General features: G+C 43.1%; 16 protein-coding genes. All 16 read right to left on the bottom strand.

Features of this window, described 5'->3' with window-relative positions:
• Positions 1 to 2: 2 nt before the first annotated feature.
• Entirely contained in the window at positions 3 to 995 is a 993-nt protein-coding gene (locus tag EZ437_RS21140) for an ABC transporter ATP-binding protein (protein ID WP_131598127.1), read from the bottom strand.
• Positions 996 to 1,086: 91 nt separating this feature from the next.
• On the bottom strand, positions 1,087 to 1,938 hold the full coding sequence (locus tag EZ437_RS21135; protein ID WP_131598126.1) for an outer membrane beta-barrel protein: 852 nt from the start codon (positions 1,936 to 1,938) through the stop codon (positions 1,087 to 1,089).
• A gap of 21 nt (positions 1,939 to 1,959) precedes the next feature.
• Positions 1,960 to 2,670: a hypothetical protein gene (locus EZ437_RS21130; RefSeq protein ID WP_131598125.1), complete on the bottom strand. Its 711-nt coding sequence runs from the start codon at positions 2,668 to 2,670 to the stop codon at positions 1,960 to 1,962.
• Positions 2,660 to 3,226 carry an RNA polymerase sigma factor gene (locus EZ437_RS21125; RefSeq protein WP_131598124.1) on the bottom strand — a complete coding sequence of 189 codons (567 nt, stop codon included), beginning with the start codon at positions 3,224 to 3,226 and terminating at the stop codon, positions 2,660 to 2,662. Before EZ437_RS21125 ends, EZ437_RS21130 begins: the two co-directional genes overlap by 11 nt.
• 96 nt (positions 3,227 to 3,322) lie before the next feature.
• Positions 3,323 to 3,871, bottom strand: a complete 549-nt coding sequence (hemJ, locus tag EZ437_RS21120; RefSeq protein ID WP_131598123.1) for a protoporphyrinogen oxidase HemJ — start codon at positions 3,869 to 3,871, stop codon at positions 3,323 to 3,325.
• A gap of 6 nt (positions 3,872 to 3,877) precedes the next feature.
• Entirely contained in the window at positions 3,878 to 4,900 is a 1,023-nt protein-coding gene (gene hemE / locus EZ437_RS21115) for a uroporphyrinogen decarboxylase (protein ID WP_131598122.1), read from the bottom strand.
• A 17-nt stretch (positions 4,901 to 4,917) separates the two neighbouring features.
• Positions 4,918 to 5,433, bottom strand: a complete 516-nt coding sequence (locus EZ437_RS21110) for a hypothetical protein (RefSeq protein ID WP_131598121.1) — start codon at positions 5,431 to 5,433, stop codon at positions 4,918 to 4,920.
• The gene (locus EZ437_RS21105; protein WP_108203296.1) at positions 5,433 to 6,137 is read right to left on the bottom strand and encodes a response regulator transcription factor; all 705 of its coding nucleotides are present in this window, start codon (positions 6,135 to 6,137) and stop codon (positions 5,433 to 5,435) included. The genes EZ437_RS21110 and EZ437_RS21105 overlap by 1 nt, the downstream gene beginning before the upstream one ends.
• Before the next feature lie 2 nt (positions 6,138 to 6,139).
• Positions 6,140 to 7,006 carry a sensor histidine kinase gene (locus EZ437_RS21100; protein ID WP_131598120.1) on the bottom strand — a complete coding sequence of 289 codons (867 nt, stop codon included), beginning with the start codon at positions 7,004 to 7,006 and terminating at the stop codon, positions 6,140 to 6,142.
• A gap of 57 nt (positions 7,007 to 7,063) precedes the next feature.
• On the bottom strand, positions 7,064 to 8,437 hold the full coding sequence (gene hemL / locus EZ437_RS21095) for a glutamate-1-semialdehyde 2,1-aminomutase (protein ID WP_131598119.1): 1,374 nt from the start codon (positions 8,435 to 8,437) through the stop codon (positions 7,064 to 7,066).
• Between the two features lies 1 nt (position 8,438).
• A complete protein-coding gene (gene hemB, locus EZ437_RS21090) occupies positions 8,439 to 9,407 on the bottom strand; it encodes a porphobilinogen synthase (RefSeq protein WP_131598118.1) in 969 nt (322 codons plus the stop codon).
• Positions 9,408 to 9,411: 4 nt separating this feature from the next.
• Complete coding sequence (gene hemC, locus EZ437_RS21085) at positions 9,412 to 10,992, bottom strand: hydroxymethylbilane synthase (RefSeq protein ID WP_131598117.1); 1,581 nt, start codon at positions 10,990 to 10,992, stop codon at positions 9,412 to 9,414.
• Positions 10,993 to 11,015: 23 nt separating this feature from the next.
• On the bottom strand, positions 11,016 to 12,245 hold the full coding sequence (gene hemA, locus EZ437_RS21080) for a glutamyl-tRNA reductase (protein WP_131598116.1): 1,230 nt from the start codon (positions 12,243 to 12,245) through the stop codon (positions 11,016 to 11,018).
• A gap of 153 nt (positions 12,246 to 12,398) precedes the next feature.
• Positions 12,399 to 12,926 (bottom strand): DUF2911 domain-containing protein, encoded by a 528-nt coding sequence (locus tag EZ437_RS21075; protein ID WP_131598115.1) that lies wholly within the window; start codon positions 12,924 to 12,926, stop codon positions 12,399 to 12,401.
• Positions 12,927 to 12,965: 39 nt separating this feature from the next.
• Complete coding sequence (locus EZ437_RS21070; RefSeq protein ID WP_131598114.1) at positions 12,966 to 15,323, bottom strand: gliding motility-associated C-terminal domain-containing protein; 2,358 nt, start codon at positions 15,321 to 15,323, stop codon at positions 12,966 to 12,968.
• Between the two features lie 375 nt (positions 15,324 to 15,698).
• Positions 15,699 to 15,912, bottom strand: a 214-nt coding sequence (locus EZ437_RS21785; protein ID WP_225869647.1) for an integrase core domain-containing protein, incomplete at its 5' end; no start/stop codon positions are given.

The following is a 15,912-nucleotide window of genomic DNA, read 5'->3' as shown; positions in this document are numbered from 1 at the left end:
TTTTATTTACTTAAAAAACGACCAATGTTCGCTTGAACATGGTCGTTTTTTTTATGCTCTCCCCTGTTCAGCTGTATAGCCCTAATTTTTACGCCATTGCGTTCCAGGAGCAATTCCTCATAAAACCCTTTATAATACACATCTTTTACCTCAAAACGCCTGCTGTTCCAGGAGCTTTTCAGTTCCACCCATTCAGGGTAAAATACCGCATGGCCTTCATTGATTTCCATACCCAGCTTCGCTGCATCTTCATGCGGCAGTACCACTGCATTTCCAAGAATCTGGGCGGTATAAATATGATCGGGATGATTGTATATATGAGCTGGCTTCCCATGCTGAAGCAAATGTCCGTCTTTTATGATCAGTAATTCGTCAGACAAAAACAAACCGTCTGCAGGATCGTGCGAAACCATGATCACCGTAACGCCAGTTTCTGCAGCAATTCTTTTGATATCGGCGCGCAACTGGTTCTTCAATAAAGCATCTACCTGGCTGAACGGCTCGTCAAGTAGCAAAACCGACGTATCACTTACCAGCGCTTTGGCTATGGCCACACGCTGCTGCTCACCCCCACTTAGCTGGGTAATCTTCTTATCCTTCAGGTGTTCAATGTGCAGGTGCTGCATCATCTCCATGGTCTTATCATGCTTACTCTGCACATTGGTATTGGACAGCATGGAGGCAATATTATCGTATACTTTGGCATAGATGTTCAATGAAAAATCCTGGGTCACCATCTTCATCTCCTTATGACCGGGGATCAGTTGCTCGTCAGGGCCAAGGATTCTTTTACCATTCAGGAGGATCTCCCCTTCGTCTACCTTCAGCAATCCGTAAATGCACTTCAGCAGTGTAGATTTTCCGCTACCGCTTTCACCTATGATGGCTACAATACTACCTCTCTTTATAGCAAAGTTTACATTTCGTACACCTGCATTCTGGCCGGCATGGTATTGTTTTGTAAGGTTTTTAACAACGATGATCTGTTCTTCCACAGGGTAAAGATAAGAAATAAAAAATCCCGTAGCTCCGGGCTACGGGATTGAAATCATTTGTGTGTGTGTGTTTTTAGATTCTAGATATAGCTTAGTTCAAGCCGAAGGTGATACCGAAGGCCATATTTGTCAGGCCTTTTTGGGCTGTCGTGGCAAACATGTCATTGAAATAGAATTTCGTAAACAAGCCTATTCCGTCATATCCAAACCTGGCAGTAGCGCCATATCTTAAGGCCTGGAAATTATAGTCATCTTTAAATTTCTCTTTTCCGCGTTCATTACTTACTTGTTTTACTTTTCCATTTAGTAAAAAGCTAACTTCAGGTCCGGCTACAAAGTAAAATCTTTTACCGTTGCTATTCTCTTTTGTTCTCAATTCAAAGTTTAGTGGGATGTGCACATAACTGCTGGAGAAACGATTTTTCGAGAAATGAATCTCGTCTTCTACATAGGTCAATGTATTTTGGTTTCTTTGGATGGTGATGTCTTTGTTCAGTCTGATATGTGTCCAATCGAAACCTCCTGCTACATAGATCTTAAAGTTCTGGCTAAAACGGTATCCCATCTGTAAAATATCGAAAGAGAAAGTACTGGTTTTTCCGCCACGATAATCTAAGAAGTCATTTTCAGGTGATAAGGTAAAGCTGCCGTTGTCGATAAGCCGGGTATAACCCAAATCTACCCTGGTAAATGTGATACCCCCTACAAAACGTCCTTTATTTGCATCGGCAATTTTTAGGCTGTCTTTTTTAGGTCCTCCAATGTGATCACTGCCAATGGTCAGGGTAAATTTACCTTCTTTTTTTCCATTATTAGTGGTGGTAGTGGTGGTGGTAGTCACTGTGGTCACAGTGGTATCAACCTTTCCCTGTGCATTTGAGTTTAGCGCTGAAGCACCGGCAAGCCCGCTTACCAAAAGTGCTGAAAATATTAGATGTCTCATTATCTTGTTTGTTTGTGTGTGTTATTTATCTGATCTTTTGTTAAACCTTAAAATACCTATGTTGATCGCTACCAAAGATGAATTATCGTCATCGTCTGTATTGAACTTTAAAAACTTCTTTTCTCTTTTATCTACTTTGTCTACTACGTAATTCACTATGTCGCCCACATTTCTGATTCCTTTGCGCTCGGCAGTTTCAGTTTCGGTAATTGCATTACTTTCATCCGGAACATTTGCACTTGCGATCACTATATCAGCTTCAGGAACCGCCGCTTCATTCACTATTTGGCTAACTACCGACTGTACAATTTCAGGCTCCATATTAACAGGATGAACTTTGGATACTTTTGGTTGCATGGCCACAAAATCTTTTTCCACATCAGCTGCCGTCAAACGCGGAGCGATCACTAAAGGAGTGCTTTTAGACACATTTTCATCTGATGATTTATCAGTTGTGATACCTGCATTCTCCGGCTTTACTACTGGCTCAGTAACTGACGTAGTAGTAGCAAAGTCCGAACCCTGCAGTCTGATGGTTTCTTTTTCAGGCATCAGCAGGCCAACCGACACCGCTACTATTGCTACCGCAGCTGCCATCCAGTATATTGGCAATACCCTTTTTTTACGCGGTTCCAGTTCCTGTGCTATATTACCCCATAGATTAGCTGATGGTTCTATTTCAGCATCCTCAAACTTATCCCTAAATAACTGATCAAATTCTTTATCCTGCATGTGTTGCATAATTTATGCCCTCCATTTTTAAAATCTCTTCTTTTAATATTGCTCTTGCCCTCGACAATTGCGATTTACTTGCTCCTTCAGAAATGCCCAGTGTTTCGGCTATTTCCTTGTGTGAGTATCCCTCTATGATGTACATATTGAAAACCATTCTGTAACCATCTGCCAGTTTTTGTATCACTTTCATCAGGTCCTGCATTCCCAGTCTGCTAAAGTCAAAACCTGTAGCCGGCTGTTCATATGCATCTTCAATAGGCACTACATTTAGTGACCTCAGGTTTTTACGGTAACTTTCTATTGCGGTATTTACCATAATCCTTCTTATCCATCCTTCAAAAGAACCGTCTCCCCGGTAGTCTTTTACCTTCTGGAAGATCTTGATGTACCCAATCTGTAATACATCTTCTGCTTCCATCCTATCTTTGGCGTAGCGCATGCAGACAGCCATCATCTTGGATGCAGTTTGCTTATAAAGCGCTTCCTGCATCTTCCGGTTGCCTGCTTTGCATCCCTCCAATAGTTCGTCTATGTTATATTGCGTCAATTTCATTGTGTGTTTGGTATATAGAAGATGGCGACACTAATATAAAGGTTGCATGAAGTTGAAAATATTTTTTTTCTCCGGTACAGAGGGGGAAGGAGATCGCTAGCAGTCGTGCTTTTTGCGGTAGTGTTTGTACCATTTTACAGCGATCATAATTACTGCGGAGAAAAGGATAAGACCTATCAGACCGTAGATCCAGTTGACCGCACTTTTAAGCACAACGGTAAACACAATGGCAACAAGCAGCACAGTCGCCACTTCATTCCATAAACGTAATTTAAAGGAGCTGATTTTGCATTTACCTTGCTTTAGCTGCTTCATGATCTTCTGACAAATGAAATGATAGATCAGCAACAGCACTACAAAAGCCAGTTTTACGTGAAACCAGGGCATCTGCAGCGTGTATGGCCTGATACAGACCATACCTGCACCGGCAAGGACAGTTAGTGCCATCGCCGGTGTAGTAATGATATTCCAAAGCTTTGCCTCTATCTTTTCGTACTCTTTTTGAAGAATGGTACGTTCAATTTCAGGCCTGTCTTCGGCTTCGGTGTGATAAATGAACAGGCGTACACTATAGAACAATCCGGCCATCCAGCTTACTACGAAGATGATATGAACAGAAAGGACATACAGGTAGTACTGCTCCATTTAAATTTAATATTTAAATTCTTTGATTACCTCGATGGCATATTTCACATGATCAAAAGGAATATCGGGCATAATGCCATGTCCCAGGTTAAAGATAAATCCTTTTTCTCCGCGCATGCGCTCAAATAATCTGAGTATTTCCTTTTTAATAACAGGTTTATCTGCATACAGGATATGCGGATCTAAATTGCCCTGCACAGCGATACCCGCAGGAAGGCTGTTTTTAATATTCAGCAGGTCTGCATTCCAGTCTACCGAGATCACATCGGGTTTCGCTTCAGCCATAATCGGTGCAAATACCGAACTGCCTTTGCAAAAAGAGATGACCGGAATATCTTTTCTATTCAGATTGCTGATGATTTCCTGAATATACCTGTGTGAAAACTCCTGATAATCATTCCATGACAAAGCCAACGCCCAGCTGTCAAATATTTGAACTGCATTTACCCCCGCAGCGATCTGCAGATTGAGGTAATCAGCAGTAACTTTGGCAATTTTTGCCAACAGCTTATGTGCCACCTCAGGCTGATTGTGCATCAGCAGCTTGGTCAGCTTAAAATCTTTAGAAGAACCACCTTCTACCAGGTAACTCATTACCGTAAATGGCGCACCGGCAAATCCAATCAACGGGATGCTACCATTCAAACGCTGCTGGATCACCTTAATGGCATCTGCTACATACTGCAACCGATCTAAAACATCTACTTCAAGCGCGTCGACATCTTTTAAGGTGCGTACCGGATTGGCAAACTTAGGACCTACCCCCTGAGTAAAACTCAGATCGCCACCCATTGCTTCACCCGTAACCAAAATATCAGAAAACAAAATGGCTGCATCTATGCCCAACAGGTCAACAGGTAACATCGTTACATCAGCAGCAATCTCTGGCGTTTTGCACATCTCCAGGAAGGAATATTTGTTTTTGATTTCCCAGTACTCTGGCATAAAACGGCCTGCCTGGCGCATCATCCATACCGGTGGGCGTTCTGTTTGCTTTGAAAATGCTGCATCTAAAAATAACGTGTTCATCTATGTCTATTGGGTTTTTATAAGCTATTTGCTTCTTGCTCTATTTTAATAATAATCTCTTGTGCTTTTGGGGTATTGGCCAGTTCTTTTGCTTTGCTTACATAAGCAGTTGCCCTTTCCTTGTCCTTCTTTCTAAGGGCGAGATTGGCCAGGTGTATTAGTACAAAGGCCTTATCATTCTTACCGCCCAAAGGAAAACGGCTGGCTATCTGAAAATGAGTTTCGGCAACATCGTACTCTTCTTTTTTCAGGGCAATATTTGCAAGCATAAACTCATAGTAACCACGTCTGTTTCTCGCCAGCCTATCGGGATTGGGCACTTCAGCCAGCAGGCTTTCTGCCTTCTCGTGGTTACCGTTTCTAAAATGTTTTGATGCCTGTAAAATGGAGCTGTGTTTATAATGGCTCCATACAACAAACGCAAAAAATAAACCGGCCAAAGCCGCCAGTTGAATCTGATCTAAAAAAAGGCATACGATGGCGGCAACCACAAAGAGTGCCATCAGGGCATACCTGCCTCTGGAGTTATACATTAATGAATATCAGTGAATTTATAACCTACGCCTCTTATTGAATGAAAGTATACCGGATTCTTTTGATCAGGCTCAAAGTACTTGCGGAAGGTCAATATAAAGTTGTCGATGGTACGGGTAGACGGATAAACATCATAGTTCCATACTGTCTCCAGGATCTGCTCACGCGATACTGCCTCGTTCTTACGTTCGATCAGTAATTTAAGCAGCATGGTTTCTTTTTTAGTAAGCGGTACGATTACCCCATCATCTTGTTTCAATTCAAATGAATTGAAATAAATGGTTTTATCACCGATCTTGTAGGAGTTCAGTTCTTTCAGATCATCTGCTTTCATGCTGCGTTTCACCAAAATACCTACCCTAAGGATCAGTTCTTCGAGGTTAAACGGTTTAACCAGATAGTCATCCGCACCTTTCTTCAGACCCATTACGCGGTCTTCACTTGTATTTTTAGCCGTTAAGAAGAGAATCGGAACTTCGGTATTTTCCAGACGAATGGTTTCGCAAACCTGGAAGCCATCCATCTCAGGGAGCATTACATCCAGTATGATCAGGTTAAAACGTTCTTCTTTAAAAACTTTCAACGCAGTCTTTCCGTCTTTTACAGCGTGAACTTTATAACCTTCCAATTCAAGGTTTAATTTTATCGCATCCAGTAGGTGGTCTTCATCTTCAACCAGAAGTATTCTTAGTTTCTGTGGCATAATCAGCTAAATGTTATTTCAAAAATTGCACCTTGCGGTACGTTATCTTTAACGCTGATATCAGCGTCATGGTGTTGTAGAACTTCCTTAACAATAAACAGGCCTAAACCTGTTCCTTTAGATTTTCTGACATTCTCATCACCAACACGGTAAAATTTGTCAAAAATCAGCATCTTTTCGTCATCAGGAATACCTGGCCCTTTGTCAGTTACCCTCAAAAACGGATGCCCATCTTTGTTCGTCAATTCTACTCCCACCTCTGCACAAGGTCCAGAATATTTCACAGCATTTTCCACCAGGTTCGTAACCACCGATGAAAGTGTAAACTCGTCTCCCACTACTTTCACACCCGGCTGTATCTTGGGTGTAATGATCTGCTCACAGCCACATGAATGGATCTGCAGGCGGTCAGTGATTTTAGACACCATATCTGAAAGGTCAAATTCCTCCTTAGGAAAGGAATAAGAGCGATTTTCTATCTTAGTCGCCAGCAGCATGTTCTCTACCAGGTCATCCAGGCGCTCAATGTCCTTCAATGAATTGTTTAGTAAAGAAGTTTGCCTGGCTTTATCCAGATCACGTTTTACGATAGTCTGCAAAGATAATTTTATAGCCGCCAACGGCGATTTAAGCTCATGTGTTACAGAAAGTAAAAAATTCTGCTGCTGTTCTCTGAGCTTATCTTCTTTCTTGATCGCCTTATGCAGGAAATAAGCACCTATGCAGAGTAAGAACAGAAATACCGATCCCTCACCCATCACCATCGCCATTCTGGACTTCTCCAACCTCACTACCAGGGTTCCCCATGATATCAGTTGCACCAGTGAGTACAGCAATAGAAAATAAAATATTACGATTGATTTCTTCACGGTTTGTTAATTATTCTGCTTTATAAACTTAGATAAAATTACTCAGATACTCAAAAATTACTTGTTTCTAAAAACTACGTCCAGACTATCAAATATTGCCCTTTTGGCCTTTTCCAGTTCTATTTTAGTATGTGATGCCGATACAAAACCTACTTCATAACCTGATGGGCCGAGGTAAATACCCCTGTTCAGCAGTTCCCTGTGCATTACCTTAAATTTCTCCATGCTTGCCGGATCGATATCCTCCGCGCACTGGATCTTTTCCTTCTCGGTAAAGGCCAGCCAAAAGATAGAACCTATTTGAAATACTTTAAATTTATAGTTTCTGGCGGTAGCAAAACGCTGGATGCTATCGGCAAATTCGGTGGTCTTGGTATTTAGTTCTTTATAAAAACCAGAACGCAGCAACTCGGTCAACTGAGCAATCCCTGCAGCCATTGCTACCGGATTTCCCGACAACGTACCTGCCTGATAAACGCCTCCATCTGGCGATATATGTCCCATTATTTCTGCCGAAGCTCCATACATTCCTACAGGCAATCCACCACCGATAATTTTACCATAGGTAACAATGTCAGGCTTAATGCCATAATGTCCTGCTGCACCTTCAAATCCCAACCTGAATCCGGTGATTACCTCGTCAAATATTAATAAAGCTTTGTTGTCATTACAGATCTTTTGCAGAAACTGCACATATTCTACATCCTGCATCAGCAATCCGTTGTTAGCAGGGATGCCTTCAATGATCACCGCCGCCACCTGATCTTTAAATTGTTCAAATGCTCCTTCCAAAGCTTTTGTGTCATTCAGAGGAATAACAATAGTTTCCTGTGCAAAAGATTTAGGCACACCCGCAGAAGAAGTTTCTCCAAAAGTAACCAGTCCCGATCCTGCCTTTACCAGCAGTGAATCGCTGTGGCCATGATAGCAACCTTCAAACTTGATAATCTTATCTCGGCCGGTATAGCCACGAGCCAGCCTGATGGCCGACATTACCGCCTCCGTACCTGAACTGGTAAACCTGATCTTCTCTACAAACTTGTTGTTCTTAATGATCAGCTCGGCAAGCTCATTTTCCAGTGCAGTTGGCGCACCAAAGCTCATTCCGTTCTGCATTACCTCAGTCACCTTCTCACGGACTTTAGCATTGTTATGCCCGAGTATCAATGGCCCCCAACTGCCGCAAAAGTCTATAAACTGGTTGCCGTCCGCATCCCATACAAAGCAACCATCACCCTTTTGGATGAACAATGGTGTACCATATACTGATTTAAAGGCCCTGACCGGGGAATTAACTCCTCCCGGAAAATAGTTCTTAGCTTTCTCGTACAACTCTGCCGACTTCTCCCTTGATATATCCGGTTTGCTGCCCGTATTTACCGGCACTTCCCCTTCATTTCCCGAAAACATTTTTTTTAAAGACTCTAACATATTACATCCAATTCTTTTCTACAATATCCCTTATATGGTAAGTTGTTATAATGCTTGCCCCGGCACGTGCAAATGCATGCATGGTCTCCATCACTACTTTTTGTTCATCTATCCAGCCTTTTGCTGCTGCTGCTTTTACCATGGAGTACTCTCCAGATACATTGTAACATGCAATCGGCAAATCTGTATGTTGTTTAAGCTTATGGATCACATCCAGATAGGCCAGTGCAGGTTTCACCATCAGCACATCGGCACCCTCGCTCTCATCCAGCAACGCTTCTCTTACTGCCTCATTGCCGTTCCTGAAATCCATCTGGTAAGCTTTTCTATCACCCTTACTAGGCGCGCAATCTGCAGCTTCCCTGAAGGGGCCATAATAAGCCGATGCAAATTTCGTAGCATGCGACATGATTGCCGTATTTACAAACCCGGCACCATCCAGCACACTCCTCATCGCGCCTACCCTTCCGTCCATCATATCCGAAGGAGCCAGCATATCCGCTCCGGCCTGTGCATGGGTCAGCCCCATTTTGGCAATTACTTCTACTGTAGCATCATTCTGCACATAATCATTTTCGAGAATACCACAGTGCCCGTGGGTAGTGTAAGAACACACACACACATCTGTCACTACATAAAGGTCATCACCAAAAGCTTTTTTCAGCGTGCGAACTGCCGAAGGCACCAGGGAATGATCATGATAGGCAGACTTAGCATCTGCACTTTTCTCATCACCCACCCCAAAAAGCATGATCTTGTTTACCCCAAGTTTCAAGCCCTCTTCCACATCTTTGATCAGGGTATCCTCAGAAAAATGGCTGATGCCCGGCATGGCATCCAGCGCATGAACTACATTTTTACCAGGCACTACAAAGTACGGATAAATGAACATGTCTTTTGATAACCGTGTTTCAGCTACCATCTCCCTTACTACAGGATTCTTTCTCAATCTACGTGGGCGGTGCAACATAATTTTATTTTATATCAATTCCGAATACAGCTTCGGACAATCCAATCTCATCAGGAGAATAAGGCAGGCTGTATTTAACACCCATTTCCTCAAACTTTTTACCTGTAGAATTACCGATGGCTATCACCTGCTGTCCGGGATCCAGCAAATTGTCTGCAAAATATGCATCCACATTAGAGGGGCTGGTAAAGATCAGCACATCAGCATGCGTCTGGTCTATATCATCCTCCACCACAGTTTCATATATAGGTAAATCAATAACTTTAGTATCCTCTCCAAGCGACTTCTGAATGCTCAGCAGTGAGTCCTGTGCACGGGGGAACATCACCCGCTGCCCTGCAACCAGTTTAGCAAACTCCCCAGCTATCTCCTCAATGTCCCCGCTTTCGCCAACAAAGCCGGCCAGGTGACCATGCTTGCGCAATGCATCTTCCGATCCTCTTCCCACTACGCCAAACCTGATCTTTTTAGAAAGGACCGGCTCCAGTTTGAAGAAGTAATCTACCGCATTTCTGCTGCTGAAAAAGATCCAGTCTATGTTTTTCAGATAGAAAGGGTCCAGTTTATTTACAATAGGGAAAGTACGGATCAATGACCTGCCTTCTATTTCTATTTTGTGTTTTTCCAGTGCCTTTCTAAAATAACTATGCTCGCCGATCTCTCTTGAAATAAAAACCTTAGCGGGCTTTTTTCTGTCGGCAGCAAACTTACTGACTATCTTTTCTGCCAGGCCTTCCAGGTTATCTACCCTGTAAAACAACCTGTCCGGAAAATGCTCATCGGTCTCCGCTTTAGAAGTCCATACTTCAAACTGCCCGTTTTCTTTTTTACAATAGCAGCCAAGCGGCATGTGGCATCCACCCTCAAACAGGTTGAGCACCTTACGCTCTACCGCTATTTCTTCTGCAGTTTCCCGGTGATGGATCTTCTGGAGTAAATCAAATAATTCCGTATCATTTTCCCTGATCTGTATCGCCAGTGCACCCTGTGCAGGAGCAGGCACCAGTTCAGTAGTATCTACCACCTCCACATGAAATTCAGAAAGATCTATCTGTAAACGGTTTACTCCAGCCTTGGCCAGCAAGATCGCATCATAATCTTCATCGCGCAGTTTTCCGATCCTGGTAGGCACATTGCCCCTTAGGTCTTCAATATTTAAATCAGGACGTAGTGCCAGCAACTGAGCCTTACGCCTGTTAGACGATGTTCCCACCATAGCGCCCGTTTTCAACGAAAGCTTTTGGGTAACATCCACACAATCTTTTAAAATTAGTAATAATTCAGAAGGATCTTCGCGCTCCGGTACCGCAGCAATGATGAGGCCTGCCGGATGATTGGTAGGCAAATCTTTATGCGAATGAACTGCGATATCAATAGTACCATCAAGCAGTTCCTCTTCCAGCTCTTTGGTAAAAAAACCTTTCCCTTCCAGTTTGTCCAACCGTAAGTTCAGTATCTTGTCTCCCTGTGTTTTAATAATCTTTAATTCGGCTTCCACGCCGATCCCTGCCAGTAGATCTTTGATATAATTGGCTTGCCATAAAGCGAGGTCACTGCCCCTAGTACCGATAGTAAGTCTTTTCACGTGATGCTAATTTTGTCGCGAATTTAGCTATTCTTTACCAATATCTCCTTTGCCATAACCATTGGTACGCTGATGTATTTTTTTTCCATGTAGTTCATTACACGTTCCAGCACCAATCTTGAGTTTTCATCAAGGTTATTTATTTCATCGGCAAAGACACCATTGATGGCTTTATGCTTGATTTCTTTAATTTTCTGAGGCACGCTGCTCATCGCAATTTCTATCTTACGGTGGCGCATTACCAGTTCAAAATCATTGATATTTTCTTCAATGATGTGCTCCGCATTGATCAGCTCATCATATCGTTCCTGAATATTTTTGCGGGCTACCTCTTTCAGCGACTCCACCTCTATGTAATGGATGGGGTGATTCTCCAGCACCTCAGGTGCAGTATCATTTGGAATGGCGAGGTCAACAATGACCTTCTTGCCCGTATCGCCGTTTAGAAGGCTTTTATAGATTTCTTCAGTAATGATCGGCTCAGTAGCACCTGTGCAGGTGATGATCACATCAAAGCCATTGGTATAGTTTTGAAGTTCCGTAAGCGGATATGCTTTCCCGTTCAGCTCTTTGGCCAGTGATTCAGCATTTTCCAGTGTACGGTTGAATATAGAGAAATTAGTGTATTTATGTTTTTTCAGGTACTGGGCCAGATTCTTGTTGGTTTCACCTGCACCTATGATGAGCAATTTGGCATCATTGGCGCACAACTTTAAATCGCGTAGCTTACGGTAGGCCAGGGAAACGATAGACACAGGATTTTTAGAGATATTGGTATGCGTATATACCTCTTTAGCCGTTTTCACTACCCGGTTCATGATCATCCGCATATAGTCGCCCGTAAATCCGGCCACTCGGCAAGCCTCATATGCCTTACGGATCTGGGCCAGTATTTCCTTTTCCCCTACTACCAAACTCTCTAAAGAGCATGAAGTGCGGAGCAGATGGTTAAAAGCCTCCCCCTTTTCATATACAGAAACGTTTTCTACAAACTGATCCATATATTCGACTGGCAGTCCCATATCCAGCACGGTTAGAAAACGATGTATAAAAGCTTTATCTACTTCACTTGCAGAAGTGAATACAAATTCGACCCGGTTGCAGGTACCAACGTAGAATATTTCTTTAACGCCCAACTCTGCCTGAAGGTTTCTCAACCTGTCATCCAGCGTCTGCTCACATATTACCAATTTACCCAAAGACTTAAGGTCAATCTGTTTATGCGTAAAAGCAATGATCTTTAAATATTCCAAAATCTGTTATCCTGTTATTTTTAGCGAAACAAAAGTAATAAGACGCCTTTGCTCCACTGTCATTATGCTGTAATTAAGAGCTATTTAGAATGTATTTAAATAAAAGAGGGCGCCAATTAGCTATTGGCGCCCTCTTTATCAAAATAATCAGGTTTATTTTACGTTAAATGGAACAATAACATTACCCCAGAGTAAGCTTACCTTACCAGATTTATCGATCGAAAAGGTCATCTTCTCTGTAGCTGCAGCTGCTTTAGCAGGTTTTACCGCTACTCTCAGCACATCATCAGCTTCTTTGTACTCATAAGAACCCCATTGGTTTGCAGTTTTGTTAAAGATGATTGTCCACTCTTTCTCACCCGGAACCGAGTGCAGCGAATACAGACCTGCAGCAAGGGCTTTGCCTTCTACCTTCACATCTTTGCTTACCTTAAATGTGGTTGCTTCGTTGGCTCCTGTGCGCCAAACTTTCCCATAGGGAGCAATTTCAGCACCAATGGTCCTGCCTTTCACCGATGGCTGGCTATAATCAATAGTGATCTCAGCACCAGATTTTATAGTTCCTGTAGCCACTGCAGGCGGACTTGGCCGCTTGCTTTTATCTTCTTTTTTCTCCTGAGCAGACACTGCCCCTGCCGTAAATAGCCCTGCAATAAGGGTCAATACAAATAGTTTTTTCATAACATTTATAATTTTGCTAACTAATATAGGTAAAATACTTTATCTGATTACACTTATTGCTCCCTTTAACGGCTTTGATACATTCTTTGAAGTAACTACATAGTAATAAACGCCTGCCGGCACCTCTACATTGTGCGACCTACCATCCCATACAGGCTTGCTCCCCTTGGTGCTGAAAACCTGCACACCAAAGCGATTGTATACTATAATTGTGGCATCCGGATCAGCCTCGAGGCCTTCTACCACCCACAGATCGTTGGTACCATCACCGTTGGGGCTAAACGCATTGGGAGGGGCCAGCACAGCGCAGTAAGACAAGACTACATAAACTGTATTTGCCTTGCAACCATTCAGGTCCTCAATTTCAAGTGTATACTGCCCAGGCTGGCTTACGGTAAATACAGTATCAGTACCCCTCAGGCCATTCCAGGTATAAAAAGCATAGCCATCCGCTGCCGTCAATTTCACCTGGTCCTGCCTCAGCACGCAGATCTTTACATCAGGCACCTTGTCCAGCACTATTTCATCTGCTACCGTTACATTTACATATTCACTGACCACCCCGCAGGTGCCCATTTTCACCTCTACCCTATAGTTACCCGTCTTCTTCACATCAATGGCAGCAGTAGTCTCGCCCGAATTCCATTTATAGGTAGCCCCGTTTACCACCGGTATGCTCAGGTTTACGGTTTCACCAAAGCAGAGCGACTTATTGTTGCTTCGCGTGATCACAGGTATATCCATATCAGCAACGTTCACCCTTACCTCCTCCGATTCAAAAAAAGTCTCCATGCAATTGCCTACCTTCACCTTATACATCCCAGGCAAACTAGCCGTATAAGTATTGTTTGTCGCATTGTCAATGTCTACCCCATTGCGCACCCATTGATAATTGTATGAATTATCTGCGGGCTTCTTAGTTGTGAAAGTAGTGCTCCCACCTGCGCAAATATTTATGTCCCCGTTGTTTTTAAATGTTATTTCCGGATCCTCTGCCCTGAGAAGAAAGATATTTCCAAGCTTCGTAAATGCACCGCTGCAGATCTCGGTCAATCTGAATTCGTAATCTCCGTACTCCTTAATAAATACGTCTGCCTTATCTCTTAAATCCATCACCTCCACATTATTTTTAAGCCAGGAGATCTGATATTTGCCGAGGTAATCACTCGGTACGTTGGCCGTTATCCTAATTTCCCTGTCTTTACACATTCTATAGATTGTTATTTGCGGGTTAAGCGAGGGCTCGTAATAGGTTAGCATACCTGGTCTTGCAAGGAGTTCAGAAGTCATATTTGCCGTTAGCTTTCTTATTCCGTTAGCGGTAGCCAGCCAGATCACCTTCTGGCAGAGGTTATTTTCCTCCTTAATTTCCGTAGCAATACTCAGCACCTTGCCCAGAGCAGCATTGGCAGACACTAAGTTTGTGAACTGAAAATCAAACTTCTGGTTTCCTAAAAGCCGGGAAGGTGTATAGAACAAACCCTCACTGGTAGCCACCAATACAAACTTGTCGTTCATCACATCGCGCATCCCGTAAATTTCCTCAATGTCATAGATTGCCTTACCACCCAGCAACTTTGACTCGTCACCAGCGCAGCCATCCGGGGACATGGCATACAAGCCATCCATAGTACCCCAAAAGTTTATCAGGGTACTGCCACCATTCTTAGCGTGATTAAACGGAGCTTCAAAGTAAGTGCAGGTTACCACATCATTGGGCGAAGGCGCTTCAGGTAGTCGCGTTGTCTTATAATTACTACCTATCATATTGTAATACTGATGTGTAGTTGCACCCGCACAGGGATCAGTGCTCTGATGTTTAAATTGAAAGTCAATAGATTTAAAGCCTGAATTGGTAATACGCCATTCAGGATTACCTGCTAATACCGGCATTCCGCCAAGCGGAGCCGGCGCAGAACCAGTTATATCATTTCTAAAGATCGGATGGATGCCCGTACTTGTAGCCGCAGCAAGCCAGTCGCGGTTGTCATAGTAACCCGTCAATGTACTGTTCTGCGAGCCATAAACTATCGCGATATTGTTTATTTTTGTTACGCTAGAAAGGCTCATAGTGGTACCCACCTGATTCTTAAAATAGTAAATGGTGGCCGGGGCCGTCAGAAAATACATTTCATTGTAGCTATATCCATCCAGGTCAATCACTGTGCGCGCACTCATAGGTGCATACAGAGAAAAATCGGAATCCGCAGCACGCTTTACATACACCTTGCCTGCAGCGGACAGCGCCCATACCGATTGGTCGTCTTTACACACTATCACCTTGCCCATCTCCACCCCCTGCATAAAAGGCGTAGGGTCCAGCTGCAATTGAAGCTGAGAAAAGCCCTGCAAAGACATCATCAGCAACAAAAGTGTAACCAGAGAGGATAATTTCATAAGGCAATTTACTTAATTCGCCCGTAATATTTTAAACAAAAATTAGCCTTTGAGAAATGATTTGCAGAATGTTTGCGAATGATTTGGGTATAGCCATATTAGGAACAAATTGAGGAATCGTCTCATTTGTTAACGGTCTGCTACCCTTTCAGCTTCGGGCCAGCTTCGGCTCAGGTTCGGCTCAGGTTCGGACCACGCTCGGAAAAACCCGATTGTGAGCCGCAGCTGGCCCGATGATGGTTAGTTGCCCGTCCGAAGGTGATAAGTACACAGATTGAAGACAAACAGAATGTCTTATACTGAATTGTCCTTACAAAAATCGGATAGTTAAACGGTTAAATCCTTACAATTATAAAAAGATATACTGATATATCCTTACATCAAATTTTCATCATACAGATATGCCCTTACACTGTTTTTTTGGTATTGGCTAAATTCCTGGTTGTGTCTTTTGTCGGGTGTCATCATTTCACAGCTCATGTGGGGTCTTACGTTGTTATATTTTTCTATTGCCTTGCAGACCGGTCCCACCGCCTTGGAATAAGATTGGAATGTCTGATACAGGCCAAATTCTGTTTTTAAGATGCCA

The sequence above is a fragment of the Pedobacter psychroterrae genome (genome assembly GCF_004331695.1).
GTDB classification, from domain to species: Bacteria; Bacteroidota; Bacteroidia; order Sphingobacteriales; family Sphingobacteriaceae; genus Pedobacter; species Pedobacter psychroterrae.
The sequence above is the reverse complement of the archived record's forward strand: the minus strand, read 5'-3'. Positions and strand labels throughout refer to the sequence as shown.